This window comes from Bradyrhizobium sp. GW821-FHT13H06 (assembly GCF_058803975.1).
Window position 1 is genome coordinate 170,280 of the sequence record NZ_JBXAPN010000008.1, and the last position, 19,210, is coordinate 189,489.

Here is a 19,210-nt window from a genome sequence, read left to right on the forward strand (position 1 = left end):
CATGAGTCTCACCGGCGCATTGTCCTCGGCGATCTCGGCGCTCAACGCCCAGAGCCAGTCCCTGTCGATGATCAGCGACAACATCGCCAACTCCGACACCACCGGCTACAAGACCACCTCGGCGATGTTCGACTCGCTCGTGACCGCCTCCAGCAATACGACCTCCTACGCTTCCGGCGGCGTCACCGTCTCGGGCCGCGCCAACATCACCCAGCAGGGCCTGCTCGCCGCGACCTCCAACGCCACGGACGTGGCAATCCAGGGCTCCGGCTTCTTCGTGGTGACCGACGCCAAGTCGGGCGGCACGGTCGCCTATACCCGCAACGGCGCCTTCACGACCGACAATGCCGGCTATCTCCAGAACAACGGCTACTATCTCGAGGGATGGCGCACCGATGCCGATGGCAATGTCGTCGGCAATGAATCGGCGAGCAATCTCGAAGCCATCAACACCCAGGTCGCCTCGACCAGCGGCAGCGCCACCACCAAGACCACGATCGCTGCGAACCTGCCGTCGGACGCCGCGACGGGCGACACCTACACCAGTTCGGTGACGGTCTACGATTCGCTCGGCGCGGCGAATTCGATGCAGGTTACCTGGACCAAGAGTGGTACCAACACCTGGAGCGCGAGCTTCGCCAATCCGACCTCGCCGTCGGATACCACGACTGCGACCGGCACGGCGTCAGGCACGATCGACATCACTTTCAACAGCGACGGTTCGCTCGCCAGCACCAATCCTGATCCGGCCACCATCTCGATCACCGGCTGGACCGACGGTGCAGCGGACAGCACCATCACCATGAATCTCGGAACCGCCGGCAAGACCGACGGCCTCACGCAATATGCCTCGGGTGAAACCACGCCGTCAGTCAACGTCACCAGCATCGATTCGGATGGCCTGTCCTACGGCAAGCTGTCGAGCATCTCGATCGGTGACGACGGCATCGTCAACGCGACCTATTCCAACGGCCAGACCATCGCGATCTACAAGATCGCGGTGGCGACCTTCGCCGATCCCAACGGGCTCGCCGCCTCCAGCAACGGCATCTATTCAGCGACGGTGACGTCGGGCAACGCCGCGCTGCAGGGTTCCGGGGAGAACGGCGCGGGCACGATCTACGGCAGCGAGCTGGAGTCCTCGACCACCGACACCTCCAGCCAGTTCTCGAGCATGATCTCGGCGCAACAGGCGTACTCCGCCGCGTCCCAGGTCGTCTCCACCGTCAACAAGATGTACGACACCCTGATCTCGGCGATGAGGTGAGCGATGCCAGGCGAAAAGGCAAACGCCGTCGGCGAGGCTCTGCTGCTCCGGCTACGGCGGCTCCTGGCGCGGACCGCGACGGTCAAGAGCAGCGACCGCAGGCAATTGCTCGCGCTGCTCGACGATCTGGAGACGACGCGGCGCGGTCTCCTGCGGCAGGCCGCGGAGATCGAGAGCGAAATGAGGCAGGCAACCGTCAGGACGACCGCGATCGGCGCGTATTTGCGCAGCTCGCAGGCCGACCGCGGCAAACGGCACAACTAGAAGAAGGCGATGACCATGAGTGTAGCCCAAGCCAACAGGCAAGCCACCAGCACGAACGCCGCGAGCGGCGATAGCAGCATCAAGTCGCTGATCGCGCTGATCGACACGCTGACCGCGCTGGTTGCCGAGGAGAACGCCGAGCTCGCCAAAGGCCTGCCGGCCTCCCGCCTGAAGCAGGTCGACGAGAAGAACAAGCTCGCGGAGATTTTCGAGCGGACCGTCGCCGAGTGCGCGGCGGGAACGACGAGCCTGACCGTCACGGATCGCATCCTGCGCGAGCAGCTTCTGGACAAGATCCTGAAGCTGCGTGCGGCGATGGACGAGAATCTGGTGCGCCTGCGCGCGGCGATCGAGGCCAGCAACCGCCGGATCGAGGCCGTCATGCAGGCGATCCGCGAGCAGATCGCGGCGGTGTCGCCCTATGGCGCATCCGGTCGCGTTGCCGCCGCCCGCACGGTCTCCAGCGGCACCAGCCGCAGCGTCTGACGGAACGAGGGAAGCCGCCGTGTCGCTCGACATCGCACGATCGATCGCCTTCAGCGGATTGTCCGCGACGTCCGTGCAGATCAGCGTGACGTCGTCGAATATTTCGAACGCCGATACGACCGGCTATACCAAGAAGTCCGCGACCCAGTCGAGCAGCGTCACCAACGGCGTCGGTACCGGCGTCACGGTGACGGGTATCACCTCGACGGTGGACAAGCTGCTGTTGAAGTCGCTGGTTAGCGCGGATTCCGATCTCGGCGCGGCCGACACCACCAGTACCTATCTGACGTCGCTCCAGAAGCTCTACGGCTCGATCAGCAGCAGCGGCGATTCGTCGTCGGGGACCTCACTCGCCAACAGCATCGCCTCGCTGGAGTCGGCGCTGTCGTCGCTGGCGAGCACGCCGAGCAGCGCCTCGCTGCAATCCAACGTCGTCAGTGCGCTGGATGACGTTGCCAGCCAGCTGCGTGAGACCTCGAGCGGGATCCAGAAGCTCCGGTCGGATGCCGACCAGGACATCTCCTCGTCGATCGACGACGTCAACGCGGACCTGGAGCAGATCGCGGACCTCAATGCTCAGATCAAGCAGACGGCGGCGACCGGCCAGTCGACCTCTGATCTCGAGGACCAGCGCAATACCGCGCTCCAGGACCTCGCCTCGAAGATGAACATCAGCTATTTCACGGCGTCGAACGGCGATCTCCAGATCTACACCACGTCAGGCCAGGCGCTGGTGGACTCTTCCGCGCATACGATCAGCTATACGGCGGCCGCCAATGTGACGGCGTCGACGACCTACACCGCCGGCTCCTCGTCGAGCGGCTTCAGCGCGATCACCGTGAACGGAGTGGACATCACCTCCCAGATCACCGGTGGGGACATCGGCGCACTCATCACGCTCCGTGACGACACTTTGCCGGACGCGCAGTCCCAGCTCGACCAGCTGGCGCAGCAGCTTGCGTCCGTGATGAACAGCGTCTCGAACAGCGCCTCTTCGGTGCCGGCGCCGACCAGCCTGACGGGGACGACGGCCGTCACGAGCAGTTCTGCCCTGTCCGCCTCTGGCTCGGTGCGTATCGCGGCCACCGACCAGAGCGGCAACCTGGTCTCCTACGCCGATCTCGACCTGTCGTCCTACGCCACGGTCGGCGATCTCGTCACCGCCATCAACGGCATTTCCGGCTTGTCCGCCTCGGTCGATTCGGACGGCCATCTCTCGATCACGGCGACCGGCTCCGGCAACGGCGTCGCCATCAACGAGATGACGAGCTCGGTCGGAAGCTCCAGCGAGGGATTCTCCGAATATTTCGGCCTCAATGATCTCGTGACCGGAACGAGTGCCTCGGACATCGCGGTCAACAGCAAGATCCTGTCCGGGACGAACGAACTGCAGCTCGCGACGCTGGATTCGTCTTCGAGCCTGACGGTCGGCAGCTCGGTGCTGTCGTCGGGCTCGGCCACCGTGGTCAATGCCTTGTACGATGCGCTGACGGACTCGCGGACTTTCGCGTCGACCGGCGGGCTTGCCGCCACCACAGGTTCGCTGGCCGACTACGCCTCGGCCATCGTGTCCGACGTCTCCAGCAAGGCCTCGCAGGCGTCCACCGACTACACGGCCAAGGAAACCGCTCAGTCGACCTACGCGAACTCGCTGGCGTCGCAGTCCGGCGTCAACCTCGACGAAGAGTCAGCCAATCTGAGCACGCTTCAGAACAAATATTCGGCGGCGTCAGCCCTGATCCAGGCCATCAACTCCATGTACTCGGCGTTGCTCACCGCCGTGCAGTCGACGTAACGGGGGCGCGCTGATGGTCGCGATGCGGGTTGCCACCTTCGCCCAGTCGAACCGGATGATCGCCGACGCGATGCGCGTGGAATCGGTCATGGCCAACATGCAGATCCAGGAATCCTCTGGCGTCGTCTCGACCGATTTCGGCGGCTACGGCTCGGATGCGCAGCACGTCGTCAACCTCCAGGTTTCGGTGACGCGCGCGCAATCCTATATCGATGCCGCCACGCTCGCCGACAGCAAGGTCCAGGTGATGTATTCGGCGGTCGGCTCGGTGACGGACATCCTCACCCAGCTCCGGTCCCAGCTCACCGCCGCCTCGACGGGAAGTTCGACCGAGGTGAATTCGGTGATCAGCTCCGCTCAGCAGATGCTGGAGCAGATGGGCTCGCTGATGAACACGCAATATGACGGCCAGTACGTCTTCGCTGGCGGCAAGACGGACACCGCACCGGTCGATCTCACGAGCTTTTCGTCCGGCACTGGTTCGACCACGACTGCGGACACCAGCTATTACAATGGCGACAACGAAATCGCTTCGGTGCGGGTCGCCGCCGATGAAACCGTGTCTTACGGCGTCACCGCGGACAATTCGGCGTTCGAGGAAGTGATGCGCGTGTTGAAGTTCGTCGCCAACAGCACCACGCTGTCGTCTTCGGACATCACCAGCGCGCTCGACCTCGCCAGCACGGCGCTCGACGACACCGCCGCCGTGCAGGCAAAGCTGTCGAGCTCGTCGTCCTCGATCGGGACCGCGAGCGCTCGCCAGGCCGAGTACAAGAGCTATGCGGAGACCTTGTCGAATGACCTGACCAGCGTCGACGTCGCCGCCATCACGGCGCAGCTTTCGACTTACCAGACGCAACTCACGGCGTCCTATTCGGCTCTCGGGAAGATCTTGAGCCTGAATCTTGCGAGCTATCTGAAGTGAAGCAAGGCTTTGCGGGCGCCCCGATCATTTGCCGTGCTCCACCCGCACCTCTCGGAGCGTCAGGTCAATGCCGGACTCCGTTCGGCTCGGTCTGCGATGCGAGGATCAAAACCAGAGCCAGCCGAGCGGCAGTACGATCCGCGCGATCGCATCAGTAGCACGCAGCCATCGCGCCGAGCTTCGGATAAAGCCGATCGATCGCGGCGATCTCGCTTTTCATCTGCGCGGTGATCCAGTCGCGGATCTCGGCGGCGATCGGGCGCATCGGCCGGTTGCGCGGCGGCAGGAATTCGCAGATGCGGCGCGTGGTGGTGAGCGTGTCGGAGGCCGGCACCAGCGCGCCGGTGAGCAGCCAATGCGAGGTGACCGTCAGCCAGCCGAGCGCAATGCCCTGGCCGAGCAGCGCAGCCTGCACCACGACGGCATAGTCGGTGAAGCTCAGCGCTTTGGCCGCGCCGCGGCGCCCGGTGAGCAGCGAGGCGTAATCCGCGGCCCAGTCGCCCGGCGTCTCGGCGAGACGAATGATGGTGTTGCCCTCCGTTGGATCGGTCTCGCCGAGATAGCCCGGGCTGCACATGGGCAGCATGACTTCCTTCATCACCAAGGTGCCGCCGGATGACGGCTCGTCGCGATCGCGGAAGCGCATGCCGAGATCGACGTTCTCCACCGGTCCGCGTAGCGCACCGGAGATGAGCTGAAAGCGCAGATCGGCTTGCGGGAACTGCTTCTGCAGCTTGTCGATGCGCGGCATCAGCCAGTGTGTGGTGAAGGCGGACGAGACCGACAGCGTCACCGTCTCGGTGCCCTTGCGGCGCCGCTCGATCTCGACGAGCCCGCTCTCGATGCTGCGAAAGCCCTCGAGCACGCGGCGATAGAGCAGCTCGCCGTCCTCGGTGAGCACCGCGCGTCCCGCTGTGCGGTCGAACAGGCGCACGCCGAGATGCTCCTCGAGCTGACCGAGCATGCGGCTCACCGCCGGTTGCGTGACGTTCAATTCGGCGGCCGCCGCGGTGAAGCTGCCATTGCGCGCCGCTGCGTCGAAGACGAACAGGGCGTTACTGGACGGCAGCATCCGGCGCAACTCAGGCATAACGTCATGTTATGAGGCCCGTAATAATTTGGCAATTGCCGGGTTTTGCCAAGTCTGTTGTCATTGGCATCACAGCCTAAAGACAGGGCTCGCGAGAGAAGGTTAGGTGCACTGCACGCTTCAGCCGCGAGTGCTCAGAATCCCTGTCTATAAAGCAGGCTTATGGCGCGCAGTGAGGCACGCCGTTGCAGGGATGGGTGAGGTCGGTCGTTGGACAAGCGAGCGGAAAGCGTCGAGATCAGGTCCGCGAGCAAGGCGTATGGCGCCGTTCGCGCTCTGGACGACGTGTCCCTCGATGTCGGCGCCGGTGAGTTCGTCTCGCTGCTCGGTCCCTCAGGTTCCGGCAAGACCACGCTGCTCGGCATTCTCGGCGGCTTCATCCTGCCATCGTCGGGCTCGATCCATTTCGGCGGCCGCGACGTCACCTACATGCCGCCGCACAAGCGCGACATCGGGGTCGTGTTCCAGAACTACGCGCTGTTCCCGCATATGAGCGTCGGCGAGAACGTCGCCTTTCCGTTGCGCGCGCGGCGGCTGCCCAAGGCGACCTGGCCGGAGAAGGTGCGTGCGTCGCTCGCGATGGTGGGGCTCGCCGGGTATGAGGAGCGCGGCATCGCGCAGCTCTCGGGCGGCCAGCGCCAGCGCGTGGCCCTGGCGCGCGCGATGATCTTCGAGCCGCGCCTGATCCTGATGGACGAGCCGCTGTCGGCGCTCGACAAGCAGCTGCGCGAATCCATGCAGATCGAGCTGCGGGCGCTGCACAAGCGCATCGGTGCCACCATCATCTATGTCACGCATGACCAGCGCGAGGCGCTGACCATGAGCGACCGCGTCGCCGTGATGAAGGACGGCCGGCTGATCCAGATCGACACGCCCGAGCGGCTGCACGACCATCCCGCCGATTCCTTCGTGGCCAGCTTCATCGGCGAGGCGACCATGCTCCCGGTCCGTCGCGTCGACACCTCCAGTGTCGCACTCGGCAATGTGCTGCTGCGCAGTGCGCGCGCGCTTCCCGATGGCGACGCCCTGATGCTGGCGGTGCACAGCGAGAAGCTGCTGATCGACGACGGCGCGCAGGATCCCGCCTGCAACCGGCTGACCGGGACGGTCACCGACATCGTCTATCAGGGCGAGAGCCTGCGCATCTTCCTGGCGCTGGAAGGCGGTATCGAGCTCAGCCTGCGCCAGCCGGCCTATCACCAGGCCTACGGCCGGATTCCGCCGCTCGGCGGCGGCCTCACCGTCACCCTCCACCCCGAAGACACCATCGTCGTGCCCCGGGTGGACTGAACCCACGCCCGTTCAACCGAGAGAAGAAACGACCATGTCCACCCCAGCCGCATTCAGCCATTTCAAGGTCCTCACCTTCGACGTCGTCGGCACCTTGATCGATTTCGAGAGTGGCGTCCTCGCCGCGGTGCGCCGGATTTCGGGCAAGACCCCGGCCGAACTCAGCGACGACCGGATATTCGAGCCGTACAAGCGCGGCCGCGACAAGCATTATGGGCGCTCGAGCGAGGCGATGTTCCACGTCTATCGCCATCTCGCCCAGGAGCTTGGTCTGCCGGCCGATGATGCCGCCTGCGATGCGTTCCAGCTCTCGGTGCTGCGCTGGGGCCCCTTCGCCGATTCCGTCGAGGCCCTGAAGCGCCTGCGCACCAGATTCCGCCTGGTCGCGATGACCAACGCCGACCGCGTCGCGCTGTCCGCCTACGCCCATGCACTCGGCGATCCCTTCGACGACACCGTATGCGCCGACGATACCGGCGTTGCCAAGCCGAACCCCGAGTTCTTCGCCTACAACAAGGGGCGGCAGTCCGCCTTCGGCTACAAGCAGTCCGACATATTGCACGTCGCGCAGAGCCAGTATCACGACATCGGAATCGCCCGGAAGCTCGGCTACAAGGTGTGCTGGATCGAGCGCCGCCAGGGCATCGCCGGTTTCGGCGGCACGCCGGCCGTGGAGACGTTGACCCGGCCGGACTTCCATTTCCCGACCTTGAAGGCGCTGGCCGATGCGGCCATCGGGCCGGCGGCGTAAGGACGTGAGCGCGGGCATGACAGGGGAGTGGAGCGCGCTGCCATCGGCCAACTCGCTGTGGGCCGCCACGGCGGAGCCGGCGCGCGACTTTCCGGTGCTCGCGGGCGAGCATCAGGCGGACGTGGTGATCATCGGCGCGGGCTATACCGGCCTGTCCGCTGCGCACCACATCGCCCAAAGCGGCCTGTCACCGGTCGTGCTGGAAGCCAACCGTCCCGGCTGGGGCGCGAGCGGGCGCAATGGTGGGGTGATCACCGCGAAATTCCGGCTGTCGTTCCGGCAGATCGACGCCGTGCATGGCCGCGACATGGCGCGGCGCATGTACGAGATCGCGCATGAATCGACCGACATCGTCGAGGAACTGGTCTCCGAATTCGGCATCACCAGCGCGAACCTGACGCGCACCGGCCAGGTCAAGGCCGCGCACAACGAGACGACGCTGCGGGCCGCGATCGACGAGGCCAACTGGATGACGCGCGAGATGGGCTCGGCCGAGGTCCGCATCCTCGACAGGGGCGGCGTGCGCGAGGAGACCGGCTCCGACGTCTTCGTCGGCGGCGTGCTCAACCCAGGCTCGGGCGGCATTCATCCGCTGAACTATCTGCGCGGCCTCGCCGACGGCCTGGCGCGCAGCGGCGTTCCGATCTTTCAGGAATCGCCCGTGATGAAGCTCCGGCGGGACACCGACGGCATCGTCGCCGAAACGCCGCGAGGCGCCGTGCGGGCCAGGCAGGCGATCATCGCCACCAACAGCTATTCCGACCTCACCGGTGCGACGGCGCATCTGCAGCGCACGCTGATCCCGTTCCGCAGCGCCATCATCGCAACCGACAAGCTGCCGCGTAACCTCGCCGGAAAGTTGATGCCGACGGGCCGCACCTACACCGAAACCAAGCGCATGATGCGCTGGTTCCGCATGGTCGACAACCGCGTGATCTTCGGCGGCCGCGGCGCTTTCGGCAAGCAGGACTCGCAAGCCGCATTCGACGCGCTGCGCAAGGCCATGGTCGGCATCTTCCCCGATCTCGCCGACGTTCCGCTCGCCTACACATGGTCCGGACTCGTCGGCATGACGCTGGATTCGGTGCCGCATATCGGCCGGCTCGACGACCGCACGCTGTTCTCGGTCGGCTACAACGGCGCCGGCGTCGCGATGTCGAGCCTGATGGGCCGCTATCTCGCCGCCCTCGTGCGCGGCGAGACGCCCGAGCTGGCGCTGCTCGACGCGCGGCGCATGAAAGCGATCCCGTTCTATCCGCTGCGCGAGCCGGCCGTCCGCATGGTCGCCGGCTGGTATCAGTTTCTCGACGCGATCGGTCAGTGACATTGTTTTGGCGATGGAGGAGGCGAGGATGACGACGACACGGACTTTTGGACTGGGCTGTGCCTTAGCGGGCGCAATTGCCCTCGGCGGCACGGCGGCGGCTGCCGCCGAGCAGATCACCTTCGTCTCGCAGGGCGGCGCCTATCAGCAGGCGCAGACGGTGGCGATCCTCGATCCCTCCGCCAAGAAGCTCGGCATCACCATCAACCAGGATTCCATTCCCGATGCCTGGCCTGCGATCAAGACCCAGGTCGGTAGCGGCAAGCCGATCTGGGACGTGGTCGACACGCCAACCGGCTATTGCCTGCGCGGTGGCGAGCAGGGGCTGATCGAGAAGCTCGACTTCTCCAGGATCCCGAACGCGGCGGCGATGCCGGAGGCCTATCGTAGCCCCTATTCGATCTCCTACGAATTCTATTCGAGCGTGCTGGCCTACAGCCAGAAGGCCTTCCCGAAGGACGCGCCGAACAGCTGGGCCGATTTCTGGGACGTCAAGAAATTCCCCGGCCGCCGGGCACTGCGCAACCACCCGATCGCCACGCTCGAGGCGGCGCTGATGGCCGACGGCGTCGCGCCGGACAAGCTCTATCCGCTCGACGTCGACCGTGCCTTCAAGAAGCTCGAGGAGATCAAGCCGCACATCACGGTGTGGTGGACCTCGGGCGCGCAGTCGGCGCAGCTGCTCAACGACGGCGAGGTCGATATCGAGATGGCTTGGAACGGCCGCGTCAGCGCGCTCGCCAAGGAAGGCGCCAAGGTCGCCTTCACCTACAATCAGGGCATTTTGCAGAGCACCTCGCTCTGCATCCTCAAGGGCGCACCGAACCTCGACACGGCTGTGAAATTCCTCAACGAGGCCGTCGATCCCGTGCACCAGGCCAATCTTCCGCTCCACATCGACTACGGCCCGGGCAATCCCAAGGCGTTCGAAACCGGCGTGATCAAGCCGGAGCGCGCCGCACAATTGCCGAGCGAGCCGGCGAATGCAGCCAAGCAGGCGCTGATGTCCTACGCCTGGTGGTCCTCGCCGGCCGGCGAAGCGGCCGAGAAGCGCTGGGCGTCGTTCCTGCAGAAGTAGGACGAGCGGAGAGATGAGCCGGAGGAGCATCGGCATCGATTCTCCTCTCCCTCTCCCGCCTGTGGGAGAGGTGCAGCAACCGAGAGCAGCGAGGCAGCGTTGAAGAGATCAGTGTCCGATCCATCGGAGCAGCATCGGCGCCGCGAGAACGGGCTGATGTTGGCGCTGGTGTCGCCGGCGCTGCTCGTGATCCTGCTCCTGATCGTGCTGCCGGTCGGCTGGCTGGCCTGGCAATCGGTCTATCAGGACGGCTTAACGCTGGAACATTACCGCCGCGTCTTCACCGAGGCCATCTACTGGCGCAGCTTCGCGCTGACCTTCGAGATCAGCCTCGCGGTGACCGTCATCGCGCTGCTGCTCGGCTATCCCGTGGCGTATCTCGCCAACTCCGTGCCGAAGGGATGGAGCATCCTGATCCTGTCGCTGGTCGTGCTGCCGTTCTGGACCAGCGTGCTGGTCCGCGCCTATGCCTGGCTGGCACTGCTGCAGCGGTCCGGCGTGATCAACCAGTTTCTGCGCTATCTCGACGTCATCAGCGAACCGCTCGCGCTGGTCCACAACACGTTCGGCACGGTCGTCGCAACCGTGCACATTCTGCTGCCGTTCATGGTGCTGCCGCTCTACGCCACCATGCAGAAGATCCCCGGCGATCTGATGCAGGCCGGCGCCAGCCTCGGTGCCAGCCCGTCGCTGACCTTCGTGCGGGTCTTCCTGCCGCTGTCGCTGCCAGGTGTGCTTGCGGGCTGCACCATGGTGTTCGTGCTCTGCCTCGGCTTCTACATCACGCCGGAGTTGCTCGGCGGCGGCCGAACGGTGATGGTGTCGATGCTGGTCAGCCGAAATGTCGAGCTCTACAACCAGTTCGGCGCCGCAAGCGCCGTGGCCGTGGTGCTGCTTCTGAGCGTGCTCTTGATCTTCGTGGTCGTCAGCCGCTTCGTCGCGCTCGATCGCATCCTGGGGCAGAAATGACGCGCCTCTCGCCCGTACGGATCGCGCTTTATGTGGTCAGCGCCCTGGTGCTGGTCTATCTGATCCTGCCGGTCCTGATCATCGCGCCGATCTCGTTCTCCAGCGCGCGGTTCCTGACCTTCCCGCCACCCTCGTTCTCGCTGCGCTGGTATCAGCAATATTTCGCCAATCCGGCCTGGATGCAGGCGACGCGGGTGACGCTCACGCTCGCACTTCTGACGGTGCTGATTGCAACGCCGCTCGGCGTCGCCGCCGCCTATGCCATCAGCCAGTCGAAGCTGCGCATCATGCGCATCATCCATCTGGCGCTGCTGCTGCCGCTGGTGGTGCCGATCATCATCATCGCGGTTGGAATCTTCTTCGTATACGCCAGGGTCGGCCTCGTGGCGACCATGCCGGGCCTGGTGCTGGCGAACGTGATGCTGGGCCTGCCCTACGTCGTCATCTCGGTCCTGGCTGGCCTGCAGAGCTTCGATCCGGCGCAGGAGATGGTGGCGCGCAGCCTCGGTATGAACCGGCTGCGCAGCTTCTTCGCGGTGACCTTGCCGCAGATCAAGTCCAGCGTGATCACCGGTGGCATCTTCGCCTTCATTTCGGCGATGGACGAGACCATCGTCGCCTTGTTCATCTCGGGTGGCCAGTACCAGCCGCTGACCAAGCGCATGTTCACCGCGCTGCGCGACGAGATCGACCCGACCATTGCAGCGATCTCGACGCTGATGACGGTGGCGTCCTTCATGCTGGTGCTGCTGGCGAGCGCGCGGCAGCGGGGGAATTCCTAAGGCGCCCGGCGTTCGAGGGCGCAGCGATTGATCGCGGCGATGGAAACAACATCCTGCTACTGAACGAGAATCGCCCCACCCAATTGATGGAGCGCGCGGCGCCGCAATCTCTGGGCACACGCTTGCGTTGATCTGGATCAACGCAAGCTCCCGACCGGCGTGGCTTCCTTGCGAACGGACGTACCGAACGTGCCGGAGAACCTTGCATGTACCAGATTGCGTCGCGCGTCTCTGCTCTTGCTGCCACCGGCTTCGCGACACAGGTCACGGCGACCGCCCAAACCGCACCGCCGCGGCACTTTCCGCTGCAAGAGACTGTCGTGCTGCGACAGGACCTATTCGATCGTGCCGATCCGAGCAGTATGTTCGACTGGCCGAGCCCGCCCGCGCAGCCAGGGCGGCATTGGGAGCGGAGACAGACATGAATTCGACCATATTTTCGCTTGCGCTGCTGGCGAGCTCGTCCTTGGTAGAGGTTTCGGATAAAGTTCCGGAGCTGAAAGTCGAGGCTCTGTGCAAGGCGACGTCCGAGACGGACAAGGCGATGGGATTGGCACTGCCGCAGAGCTTTTCCGACTGCATGCGCGACGAGACCACGGCGCAGCAGCAGCTCGGCGAGGTCTGGGCAGCGACGAAGCTCACCGTCCGCGACGTATGCGAGGGCGAAGCGACAAGCGGCGGGAGCCAAAGCTACGTCGATCTACTCACCTGCATCCAGATGACGGGCGTTGCACCTGCGACAACGACGACGCCCGCGCTCCGAGGCGCGAGCAAGAACCGAAGCAGGCAATAGGAAGCCATGCCTCGCGCGCGTGGCCGGATTGGTTCTGTCCAGCCAATCGGCTCTGGATCGATGCTTTCCACCTTGGTGCCGTTCACCAGACGGCTTGGTGATTCAGTTCGACAACGGGACGAGCTGGCAGTGCGACATTCCGCCGGCCCCGCCGCCTCCACGCCGGCGGTGAGGGGATAGATTCATCCGCATCGCATCGCGCCTTGGCGGTCAGGCGCCTCTTGCGCGCACCTGATCATGGGGCCGGGTGGCTGCTCAGCGAACGCAGCCGGACTTCCGCAAGACCAGGAGCGGAATCGCCCGTCAGTGCGTTCCCGTGTACGCAGCGCGGCGGCTGTTCCTCAAGGATCCGGCGCACGGATTGGGAGCATCGTCCGCACCTGACGGTGCACCCCAGGCAGTCATAGACCTGCGCAGCCGAAAAGAGTTCGTCGTCGGTCGAGCCGACCGCACCCCTGATGTCGTGATCGCTGATGATGTTGCAGGAGCAGACGATCATGCCGGATTCCGTTGCGTGATGCGATGCGCGGTGTGGAGCTTGACGGCGGCGGTTGTTGCATTGGCGATGGCGCGCCCGCGCTGATCCGTTCCGGTCCATTGGGCGTGCCGTCCGCGCGGATCGATCTCCAGCAGCTTGACGCCGGCCGGAACTTCGCCGCCGTCGCGGGCGATGCCGCGCAGGATTCCGTCGCGCGGCGCGAGCACGGGAATGCCGGAGAGATGGCCGAGCACGAGATCCCGGTAGACGCGGGTGCCGATCTCGACCGGCGTGTGCCAGCGTCCCGCGAACGGCGAATAGACGAAGCGTTCCGCGCCGACATCACCCAGTGAACTCGCAACGCCATCGGCAGCGTCGGTCCAGCGAGCGTCGGTGACAGGCCCGATCTTGCCGGGCCGGGTCTCCACCGCGACGTCGCAATTGGAGTTCGATGAGAAGCCGGGACCTAGCCCGATGGCGAGCCGGGCGAGCCGCCTGAGGTCGGGCGTGATCCGGCGCTTCTGCAGACGCGCATCGATCAGAAGGTCAATGTGGCGGACCGGAAGCAGATCGAGCAGGCCGAGCCATGTGACCAGGATTTGTGCCGGCCGACGGAGCGCCTGATGGACCTGCACGCCGTCGTCGACGCGCTCGGCGATAATGTCCTCGAGCTGCACGGTGTCCGTGAAGAGCGCGTCATGAAAGGCCATCTTGCGCCGGATCACCGGCGGATCCGGATCGTGTGACATCACGACGCAATATCCGGCGCGCACGAGTTGGATGCCGATCGCGGATGCGATCTCATTGGTGCCGAGGATGACGGCAAAGAGTCGATGGTGGTTCGGCTGGGGCATTTGAAACCACGTTTGCGGAGTAAGCGCAGCAAGATGTGATCAGGTTTGGAACAAGGAGAGCAAGAGCCGGGCCATTTGGAATGATTGAAAAACAGCTCTCAACCGCTGGCCAGCACTCGGGAAGGAGGTTCGCGCCGTGACGGCGCCACTTGGTTCGAAAGCGCACGCGTGCATGTCGCAAATCCGGCAGCGTGTCGCGAAGCCGACATTCGGCCGCGAAAATCGCAACGATCCAGCGGCGGAGCGTGGCCCAAATCCTGCAAAGTTGCTTCCGTTGTCATTGTCTGGCGTCCGTCCGGACGCCGTGAGGAGTTGACATGACGCTCGGTCTTTTGGATCGCGATGGTGCCCCTTCGGGTACATCGGCACCCGATGTCGCACTGTGTCCGTTTCACGGCGACAAGTCGCGGGCGCAACATGGCGAGCGCAAAACACTGGTTCTGACCGGCGCGTCCCGCGGCATCGGCCATGCGACGGGAAAGCTGTTTTCGGAGGCCGGCTGGCGGATCATCACCTGCTCCCGGCAACCGTTCGACGGTGAACGGTGCCCCTGGGATTCAGGGGCGGACAACCATGTGCAGGTGGAACTGAGCGACCATCGCGCGCTGCCGCGGGCGGTCGCCGGGATCAAGGAGCGGCTCAACGGAGGGCCGCTGCATGCACTGATCAACAATGCCGGTATTTCGCCCAAGGCGGATGATGGCACCCGGCTGAACTCGTTGACGACGCCGGTCGAGACCTGGATGAGCGTGTTCCACGTCAATCTGCTCGCGCCGGTCCTGTTCGCGCAGGGCCTCGTTGACGAGCTGAAGCTGGCTGCCGGCGCGATCGTCAATGTCACCTCGATCGTCGGCTCCCGGGTGCATCCGTTTGCCGGCACCGCCTATGCGACGTCGAAGGCTGCGCTTGCGTGCCTGACCCGCGAGATGGCGCACGACTATGCGCCGTTCGGAATTCGCGTGAACGCGATCGCTCCCGGCGAAATCAAGACCGATATCCTGTCGCCGGAGACCGAGGCCCAACTTGCGCCGATCATTCCGATGCATCGCGTCGGCACGCCGGACGAGGTCGCGAAGGTGATCTTCTTTCTCTGCTCGGAGGCGGCAAGCTACGTCACAGGTGCGGAAGTACCGATCAACGGAGGGCAGCACGTGTAATCAGGCGGCAGCGGCCCGCCACGGAAAAAGTTTCGCGGATTTGCGCTGGATCAATGCGGAGATCTCGATCTTGAGCGTGTCGCGCATCGCGATAGTAAATTCCGTGAAACGGATGACAAAGCGTGCAAGTGCGACGGAATCTTTTTGCAGCAATGCCGACAAGTTGAGCGCGACTCTCGACACGACATGAATGAGAATAAGACAAATTCCAGAGAACGCGGCCGGGAGGATCTAACAGGCAACGGAGATTCCGTCATGCTGAATGCTGCACCCTCGCTTGAACGACACCGGGCCGATCAGACGGCACCGATCGTACCGATCAGTGAGATCGCGCTGACCGGCATCTTCGAGATCTCAAAGATACTGACGGCACCGACGCGGCTGGAGACGACGCTTGCGAACGTCGTCAATCTCCTGCAATCCTTCCTCCAGATGCGCCATGGAGTGGTCGCGCTGCTCGCGGACGACGGCATTCCCGATCTCACGGTCGGGGCCGGATGGAGCGAAGGCAGTGACGAACGCTATCGCGGGCGGTTGCCGCAGAAGGCCGTTGATCAGATCGTAGCGACCGCGATGCCGCTGGTCGCAGAAAACATTGCCACCCATCCCGCCTTCAGCCCGGCGGACGTGAAGACCCTCGGCGCCTCGGAGACGATCCGCGTATCGTTCATCGGCGTCCCGATCCGCAGCGATGCCAAGGTCGTGGGCACCCTGACGGTCGACAGGGTCTGGGACGAGCGATCGATGTACCGGCTCGATTCCGACGTGCGTCTGCTGACGATGGTCGCCAATCTCGTCGGCCAGACCGTGAAGCTGCATCGGATCGTCGCGCAGGATCGCGAACGGCTGATGCATGAGAGCTACCGCCTCCAGAAGGAACTATCCGAGCTCAAGCCGGCGCGCGATCGCCGCAAGGTTCACGTCGAAGGTATCATCGGCGACAGTCCGGCGCTGCGCGGGCTGCTGGAGAAGATCGCGGTCGTGGCCAAATCGAACTCGACCGTCCTGCTGCGGGGTGAGTCCGGCACCGGCAAGGAGCTGATCGCGAAGGCCATTCACGAGCTCTCGCCGCGGGCCAAGCGTCCGTTCATCAAGATCAACTGCGCGGCGCTGCCGGAATCGGTGCTGGAGTCCGAGCTGTTCGGCCATGAGAAAGGCGCCTTCACCGGCGCGCTCAATTCACGGAAGGGCAGGTTCGAGCTGGCCGACAAGGGCACCCTGTTCCTTGACGAGATCGGCGAGATATCCGCCTCGTTCCAGGCCAAGCTCCTGCGCGTGCTCCAGGAGCAGGAGTTCGAGCGCGTCGGCGGCAACCAGACGCTCAAGGTCGATGTTCGCGTCATCGCAGCGACCAACCGCAACCTGGAAGAAGCCGTCGCGCGCAACGAATTTCGCGCCGACCTCTATTACCGCATCAGCGTGGTCCCGATGATGCTGCCGCCCCTGCGCGAGCGACGCAGCGATATTCCGTTGCTGGCCAACGAATTCCTGAAGAACTTCAACACCGAGAATGGCCGCGCGCTGTCCTTCGATCGGCATGCGATCGAGGTTCTGATGAGCTGCGGCTTTCCGGGCAACGTGCGAGAGCTGGAGAATTGCGTGCAGCGTACGGCGACGCTGGCTCCAGGCCCGGAGATCGTCAGGAACGATTTCGCGTGCTGTCACAGCCAGTGCCTGTCGGCGATGTTGTGGAACGGTGCATCCGAGGGCGTGCCGCAGCGCTCGTTGCCCATCGTGCCGCTCTCGGTCCTTCCGGCCTCCGCTGCGCGCGAGAGGGGCGCCGGCACCCCTCCGTCGGCCGTTGAGCCGCTTGCGCCGGCGGCGGGCGCTTCAAGCCTGTCGCCGACCGGGAGTGTGGCGGAGCGTGAGAGCGTCATCGCGGCCATGGAGAAGTCGGGTTGGGTCCAGGCCAAGGCCGCGCGCCTGCTCGGCCTGACGCCGCGGCAGATCGGCTACGCGCTGAAGAAGCACGGCATCGAGGTCAAGCGGCTCTGACGGCGACTGTCGCAGATGCGACATGCTGTCGGGGCCACGACAACCGGCTTCGCGCAAGATTACGCTTGAATTTCAGACCCTTCAGGGTTGGCACGGCGCTTGAAAGAAGGTGTCCGACGGCATCGTCTGCTCAAGGAGTCGGAACACATGTCTTACAAGATTGTCGCCTCGCAATGCACGGTTTGCGGCGCATGTGAGTTCGAATGCCCGAACGCGGCGATCAGCCTCAAGCGCGACATGTATGTCATCGATCCCAAGAAGTGCACGGAGTGCGAAGGGAGTTTCGATACGCCGCAATGCGCGGCCGTCTGTCCGGTGCCCGACACCTGTATTCCGGCCTGAGGCACCTCCATGACGCGGTCGAGGCTGGCGGACTGGAAATCTCATTTGCGGACGGAGCGGTAGATGGCGGCGGTTCAGGAAACCATCGAACAGGTTCGCGGCATCGACGTCGACCAGTATCGTTATGGGTTTGAGACCCTGATCGAGTCCGACAAGGCCCCCAAGGGTCTGTCGGAAGAAACCGTCAAGTTCATCTCCGAGAAGAAGAACGAGCCCGCCTGGATGCTCCAGTGGCGGCTGGAAGCCTATCGGCGCTGGCTGACCATGCAGGAGCCGACCTGGGCCCGCGTCGACTATCCCAAGATCGACTTCCAGGACCTCTATTATTACGCGGCGCCGAAGCCGAAGAAGACGGTCTCCTCGCTCGACGAGATCGATCCGGAGATCCTCAAGACCTACGAGAAGCTCGGCATCCCCTTGCGGGAAGTCGCCATGCTCGAGGGCGTCGAGCCCAAGCCCGGCGAAGAGGATCCGGCCCGCCGCAAGATCGCGGTCGACGCGGTGTTCGATTCGGTCTCGGTCGCGACCACGTTCAAGGCCGAGCTGAAGAAGGCCGGCGTGATCTTCATGCCGATCTCGGAGGCGATCCGCGAGCACCCTGAACTGGTGCAGAAATATCTGGGATCGGTGGTTCCGACCTCGGACAATTTCTACGCGACGCTGAACTCGGCGGTGTTCTCCGACGGCTCGTTCGTCTACGTGCCGCCGGGCGTGCGCTGCCCGATGGAGCTGTCGACCTATTTCCGCATCAACGAGCGCAACACCGGCCAGTTCGAGCGCACGCTGATCATCGCCGACAAGGGCGCCTACGTCTCCTATCTCGAAGGCTGCACCGCGCCGCAGCGCGACGAGAACCAGCTGCACGCGGCGGTGGTCGAGCTGGTCGCCCATGACGATGCCGAGATCAAATATTCGACGGTGCAGAACTGGTATCCGGGCAATTCGGAAGGCAAGGGCGGCATCTACAATTTCGTCACCAAGCGTGGCGACTGCCGCGGCAACAATTCCAAGATCTCCTGGACCCAGGTCGAGACCGGGTCTGCGATCACCTGGAAATATCCGAGCTGCATCCTGCGCGGCGACAATTCGCGCGGCGAGTTCTACTCGATCGCGATCTCGAACGGCTATCAGCAGGTCGATAGCGGCACCAAGATGATCCATCTCGGCAAGAACACGACGAGCCGGATCATCTCCAAGGGCATCGCCGCCGGCAAGTCGCAGAACACCTATCGCGGCCTCGTCACGGCGCACCGCAAGGCGACCGGCGCGCGCAACTTCACGGCCTGCGATTCGCTGCTGATCGGCGACAAATGCGGCGCGCACACCGTGCCGTACATCGAAGCCAAGAACTCGTCGGCGACGTTCGAGCACGAGGCGACGACGTCCAAGATCTCCGAGGACGTGCTGTTCTACTGCATCCAGCGCGGGCTCAGCCAGGAGGAGGCGGTCGGCCTCGTCGTCAACGGCTTCGTCAAGGACGTGCTGCAGCAACTGCCGATGGAGTTCGCGGTGGAAGCGCAGAAGCTGATCTCGATCTCGCTCGAAGGGAGCGTCGGATGACTGTCTTTGG

At 64.4% G+C, this 19,210-nt stretch carries 20 protein-coding genes; 16 read left to right on the forward strand and 4 right to left on the reverse strand.

What is annotated here, in order from left to right:
- The first annotated feature begins 1 nt into the window (after position 1).
- From flgE to AC1RQP_RS29335, 5 genes are read left to right on the forward strand one after another with little or no spacing between them, the layout of a single operon-like run.
- Entirely contained in the window at positions 2-1,267 is a 1,266-nt protein-coding gene (gene flgE, locus AC1RQP_RS29315) for a flagellar hook protein FlgE (protein ID WP_239625846.1), read from the forward strand.
- 3 nt (positions 1,268-1,270) lie between these two features.
- Complete coding sequence (locus tag AC1RQP_RS29320) at positions 1,271-1,531, forward strand: hypothetical protein (protein WP_239625844.1); 261 nt, start codon at positions 1,271-1,273, stop codon at positions 1,529-1,531.
- A 9-nt stretch (positions 1,532-1,540) separates the two neighbouring features.
- Entirely contained in the window at positions 1,541-2,017 is a 477-nt protein-coding gene (locus AC1RQP_RS29325) for a flagellar protein FlgN (protein ID WP_239625842.1), read from the forward strand.
- Positions 2,018-2,036: 19 nt separating this feature from the next.
- A complete protein-coding gene (flgK, locus tag AC1RQP_RS29330) occupies positions 2,037-3,812 on the forward strand; it encodes a flagellar hook-associated protein FlgK (RefSeq protein WP_492940132.1) in 1,776 nt (591 codons plus the stop codon).
- 13 nt (positions 3,813-3,825) lie between these two features.
- Positions 3,826-4,737: a flagellin gene (locus tag AC1RQP_RS29335; protein ID WP_492940134.1), complete on the forward strand. Its 912-nt coding sequence runs from the start codon at positions 3,826-3,828 to the stop codon at positions 4,735-4,737.
- A 151-nt stretch (positions 4,738-4,888) separates the two neighbouring features.
- Here AC1RQP_RS29335 and AC1RQP_RS29340 read toward each other — a convergent pair whose 3' ends face one another.
- Positions 4,889-5,827: a LysR family transcriptional regulator gene (locus AC1RQP_RS29340; protein WP_239625836.1), complete on the reverse strand. Its 939-nt coding sequence runs from the start codon at positions 5,825-5,827 to the stop codon at positions 4,889-4,891.
- A gap of 210 nt (positions 5,828-6,037) precedes the next feature.
- On the opposite strand from AC1RQP_RS29340, the gene AC1RQP_RS29345 reads away from it, so the two are divergent.
- The 7 genes from AC1RQP_RS29345 to AC1RQP_RS29375 all read left to right on the forward strand — a co-directional run bounded on the left by AC1RQP_RS29345 (position 6,038) and on the right by AC1RQP_RS29375 (position 12,814).
- Positions 6,038-7,117, forward strand: a complete 1,080-nt coding sequence (locus AC1RQP_RS29345) for an ABC transporter ATP-binding protein (protein ID WP_492940136.1) — start codon at positions 6,038-6,040, stop codon at positions 7,115-7,117.
- A 34-nt stretch (positions 7,118-7,151) separates the two neighbouring features.
- Positions 7,152-7,868, forward strand: a complete 717-nt coding sequence (locus AC1RQP_RS29350) for an HAD family hydrolase (RefSeq protein ID WP_239625833.1) — start codon at positions 7,152-7,154, stop codon at positions 7,866-7,868.
- A 16-nt stretch (positions 7,869-7,884) separates the two neighbouring features.
- On the forward strand, positions 7,885-9,192 hold the full coding sequence (locus AC1RQP_RS29355) for an NAD(P)/FAD-dependent oxidoreductase (RefSeq protein ID WP_492940138.1): 1,308 nt from the start codon (positions 7,885-7,887) through the stop codon (positions 9,190-9,192).
- Between the two features lie 28 nt (positions 9,193-9,220).
- Positions 9,221-10,270, forward strand: coding sequence for an ABC transporter substrate-binding protein (locus tag AC1RQP_RS29360; protein ID WP_492940140.1), 1,050 nt, complete (start codon positions 9,221-9,223; stop codon positions 10,268-10,270).
- 156 nt (positions 10,271-10,426) lie between these two features.
- A complete protein-coding gene (locus tag AC1RQP_RS29365; RefSeq protein WP_492940387.1) occupies positions 10,427-11,239 on the forward strand; it encodes an ABC transporter permease in 813 nt (270 codons plus the stop codon).
- Positions 11,236-12,021 carry an ABC transporter permease gene (locus AC1RQP_RS29370; protein WP_492940142.1) on the forward strand — a complete coding sequence of 262 codons (786 nt, stop codon included), beginning with the start codon at positions 11,236-11,238 and terminating at the stop codon, positions 12,019-12,021. Before AC1RQP_RS29365 ends, AC1RQP_RS29370 begins: the two co-directional genes overlap by 4 nt.
- 421 nt (positions 12,022-12,442) lie before the next feature.
- Entirely contained in the window at positions 12,443-12,814 is a 372-nt protein-coding gene (locus AC1RQP_RS29375; RefSeq protein ID WP_492940144.1) for a hypothetical protein, read from the forward strand.
- A gap of 235 nt (positions 12,815-13,049) precedes the next feature.
- On the opposite strand, the gene AC1RQP_RS29380 is transcribed toward AC1RQP_RS29375, so the two are convergent.
- Positions 13,050-13,412: a (2Fe-2S)-binding protein gene (locus AC1RQP_RS29380; RefSeq protein WP_492940146.1), complete on the reverse strand. Its 363-nt coding sequence runs from the start codon at positions 13,410-13,412 to the stop codon at positions 13,050-13,052.
- A complete protein-coding gene (locus AC1RQP_RS29385) occupies positions 13,310-14,146 on the reverse strand; it encodes a xanthine dehydrogenase (protein ID WP_492940148.1) in 837 nt (278 codons plus the stop codon). Before AC1RQP_RS29385 ends, AC1RQP_RS29380 begins: the two co-directional genes overlap by 103 nt.
- A gap of 317 nt (positions 14,147-14,463) precedes the next feature.
- On the opposite strand from AC1RQP_RS29385, the gene AC1RQP_RS29390 reads away from it, so the two are divergent.
- Positions 14,464-15,303: an SDR family NAD(P)-dependent oxidoreductase gene (locus AC1RQP_RS29390; protein ID WP_492940149.1), complete on the forward strand. Its 840-nt coding sequence runs from the start codon at positions 14,464-14,466 to the stop codon at positions 15,301-15,303.
- On the opposite strand, the gene AC1RQP_RS29395 is transcribed toward AC1RQP_RS29390, so the two are convergent.
- Positions 15,304-15,465, reverse strand: coding sequence for a hypothetical protein (locus AC1RQP_RS29395; RefSeq protein WP_156505563.1), 162 nt, complete (start codon positions 15,463-15,465; stop codon positions 15,304-15,306).
- 93 nt (positions 15,466-15,558) lie between these two features.
- Between AC1RQP_RS29395 and nifA the strand changes: the two genes are divergently transcribed.
- From nifA to sufB, 3 genes are all read left to right on the forward strand, one after another.
- Complete coding sequence (gene nifA, locus AC1RQP_RS29400; RefSeq protein ID WP_492940152.1) at positions 15,559-17,298, forward strand: nif-specific transcriptional activator NifA; 1,740 nt, start codon at positions 15,559-15,561, stop codon at positions 17,296-17,298.
- 99 nt (positions 17,299-17,397) lie between these two features.
- Positions 17,398-17,640 carry a 4Fe-4S dicluster domain-containing protein gene (locus AC1RQP_RS29405; RefSeq protein WP_492940389.1) on the forward strand — a complete coding sequence of 81 codons (243 nt, stop codon included), beginning with the start codon at positions 17,398-17,400 and terminating at the stop codon, positions 17,638-17,640.
- A gap of 63 nt (positions 17,641-17,703) precedes the next feature.
- Positions 17,704-19,200 carry a Fe-S cluster assembly protein SufB gene (gene sufB, locus AC1RQP_RS29410; RefSeq protein WP_492940153.1) on the forward strand — a complete coding sequence of 499 codons (1,497 nt, stop codon included), beginning with the start codon at positions 17,704-17,706 and terminating at the stop codon, positions 19,198-19,200.
- Positions 19,201-19,210 lie beyond the last annotated feature (10 nt).

Bases quoted from the DNA above. Each gene is read 5' to 3' on its own strand.
- AC1RQP_RS29385 (WP_492940148.1), bottom strand. From the start codon at position 14,146: ATGCCCCAGCCGAACCACCATCGACTCTTTGCCGTCATCCTCGGCACC.
- AC1RQP_RS29390 (WP_492940149.1), top strand. From the start codon at position 14,464: ATGACGCTCGGTCTTTTGGATCGCGATGGTGCCCCTTCGGGTACATCG.
- AC1RQP_RS29380 (WP_492940146.1), bottom strand. From the start codon at position 13,412: ATGGACCGGAACGGATCAGCGCGGGCGCGCCATCGCCAATGCAACAAC.
- nifA (WP_492940152.1), top strand. From the start codon at position 15,559: ATGCTGAATGCTGCACCCTCGCTTGAACGACACCGGGCCGATCAGACG.
- AC1RQP_RS29325 (WP_239625842.1), top strand. From the start codon at position 1,541: ATGACCATGAGTGTAGCCCAAGCCAACAGGCAAGCCACCAGCACGAAC.
- sufB (WP_492940153.1), top strand. From the start codon at position 17,704: ATGGCGGCGGTTCAGGAAACCATCGAACAGGTTCGCGGCATCGACGTC.
- AC1RQP_RS29340 (WP_239625836.1), bottom strand. From the start codon at position 5,827: ATGCCTGAGTTGCGCCGGATGCTGCCGTCCAGTAACGCCCTGTTCGTC.
- AC1RQP_RS29355 (WP_492940138.1), top strand. From the start codon at position 7,885: ATGACAGGGGAGTGGAGCGCGCTGCCATCGGCCAACTCGCTGTGGGCC.
- AC1RQP_RS29320 (WP_239625844.1), top strand. From the start codon at position 1,271: ATGCCAGGCGAAAAGGCAAACGCCGTCGGCGAGGCTCTGCTGCTCCGG.
- AC1RQP_RS29370 (WP_492940142.1), top strand. From the start codon at position 11,236: ATGACGCGCCTCTCGCCCGTACGGATCGCGCTTTATGTGGTCAGCGCC.
- AC1RQP_RS29365 (WP_492940387.1), top strand. From the start codon at position 10,427: ATGTTGGCGCTGGTGTCGCCGGCGCTGCTCGTGATCCTGCTCCTGATC.
- AC1RQP_RS29360 (WP_492940140.1), top strand. From the start codon at position 9,221: ATGACGACGACACGGACTTTTGGACTGGGCTGTGCCTTAGCGGGCGCA.
- AC1RQP_RS29335 (WP_492940134.1), top strand. From the start codon at position 3,826: ATGGTCGCGATGCGGGTTGCCACCTTCGCCCAGTCGAACCGGATGATC.
- AC1RQP_RS29350 (WP_239625833.1), top strand. From the start codon at position 7,152: ATGTCCACCCCAGCCGCATTCAGCCATTTCAAGGTCCTCACCTTCGAC.
- AC1RQP_RS29375 (WP_492940144.1), top strand. From the start codon at position 12,443: ATGAATTCGACCATATTTTCGCTTGCGCTGCTGGCGAGCTCGTCCTTG.
- flgE (WP_239625846.1), top strand. From the start codon at position 2: ATGAGTCTCACCGGCGCATTGTCCTCGGCGATCTCGGCGCTCAACGCC.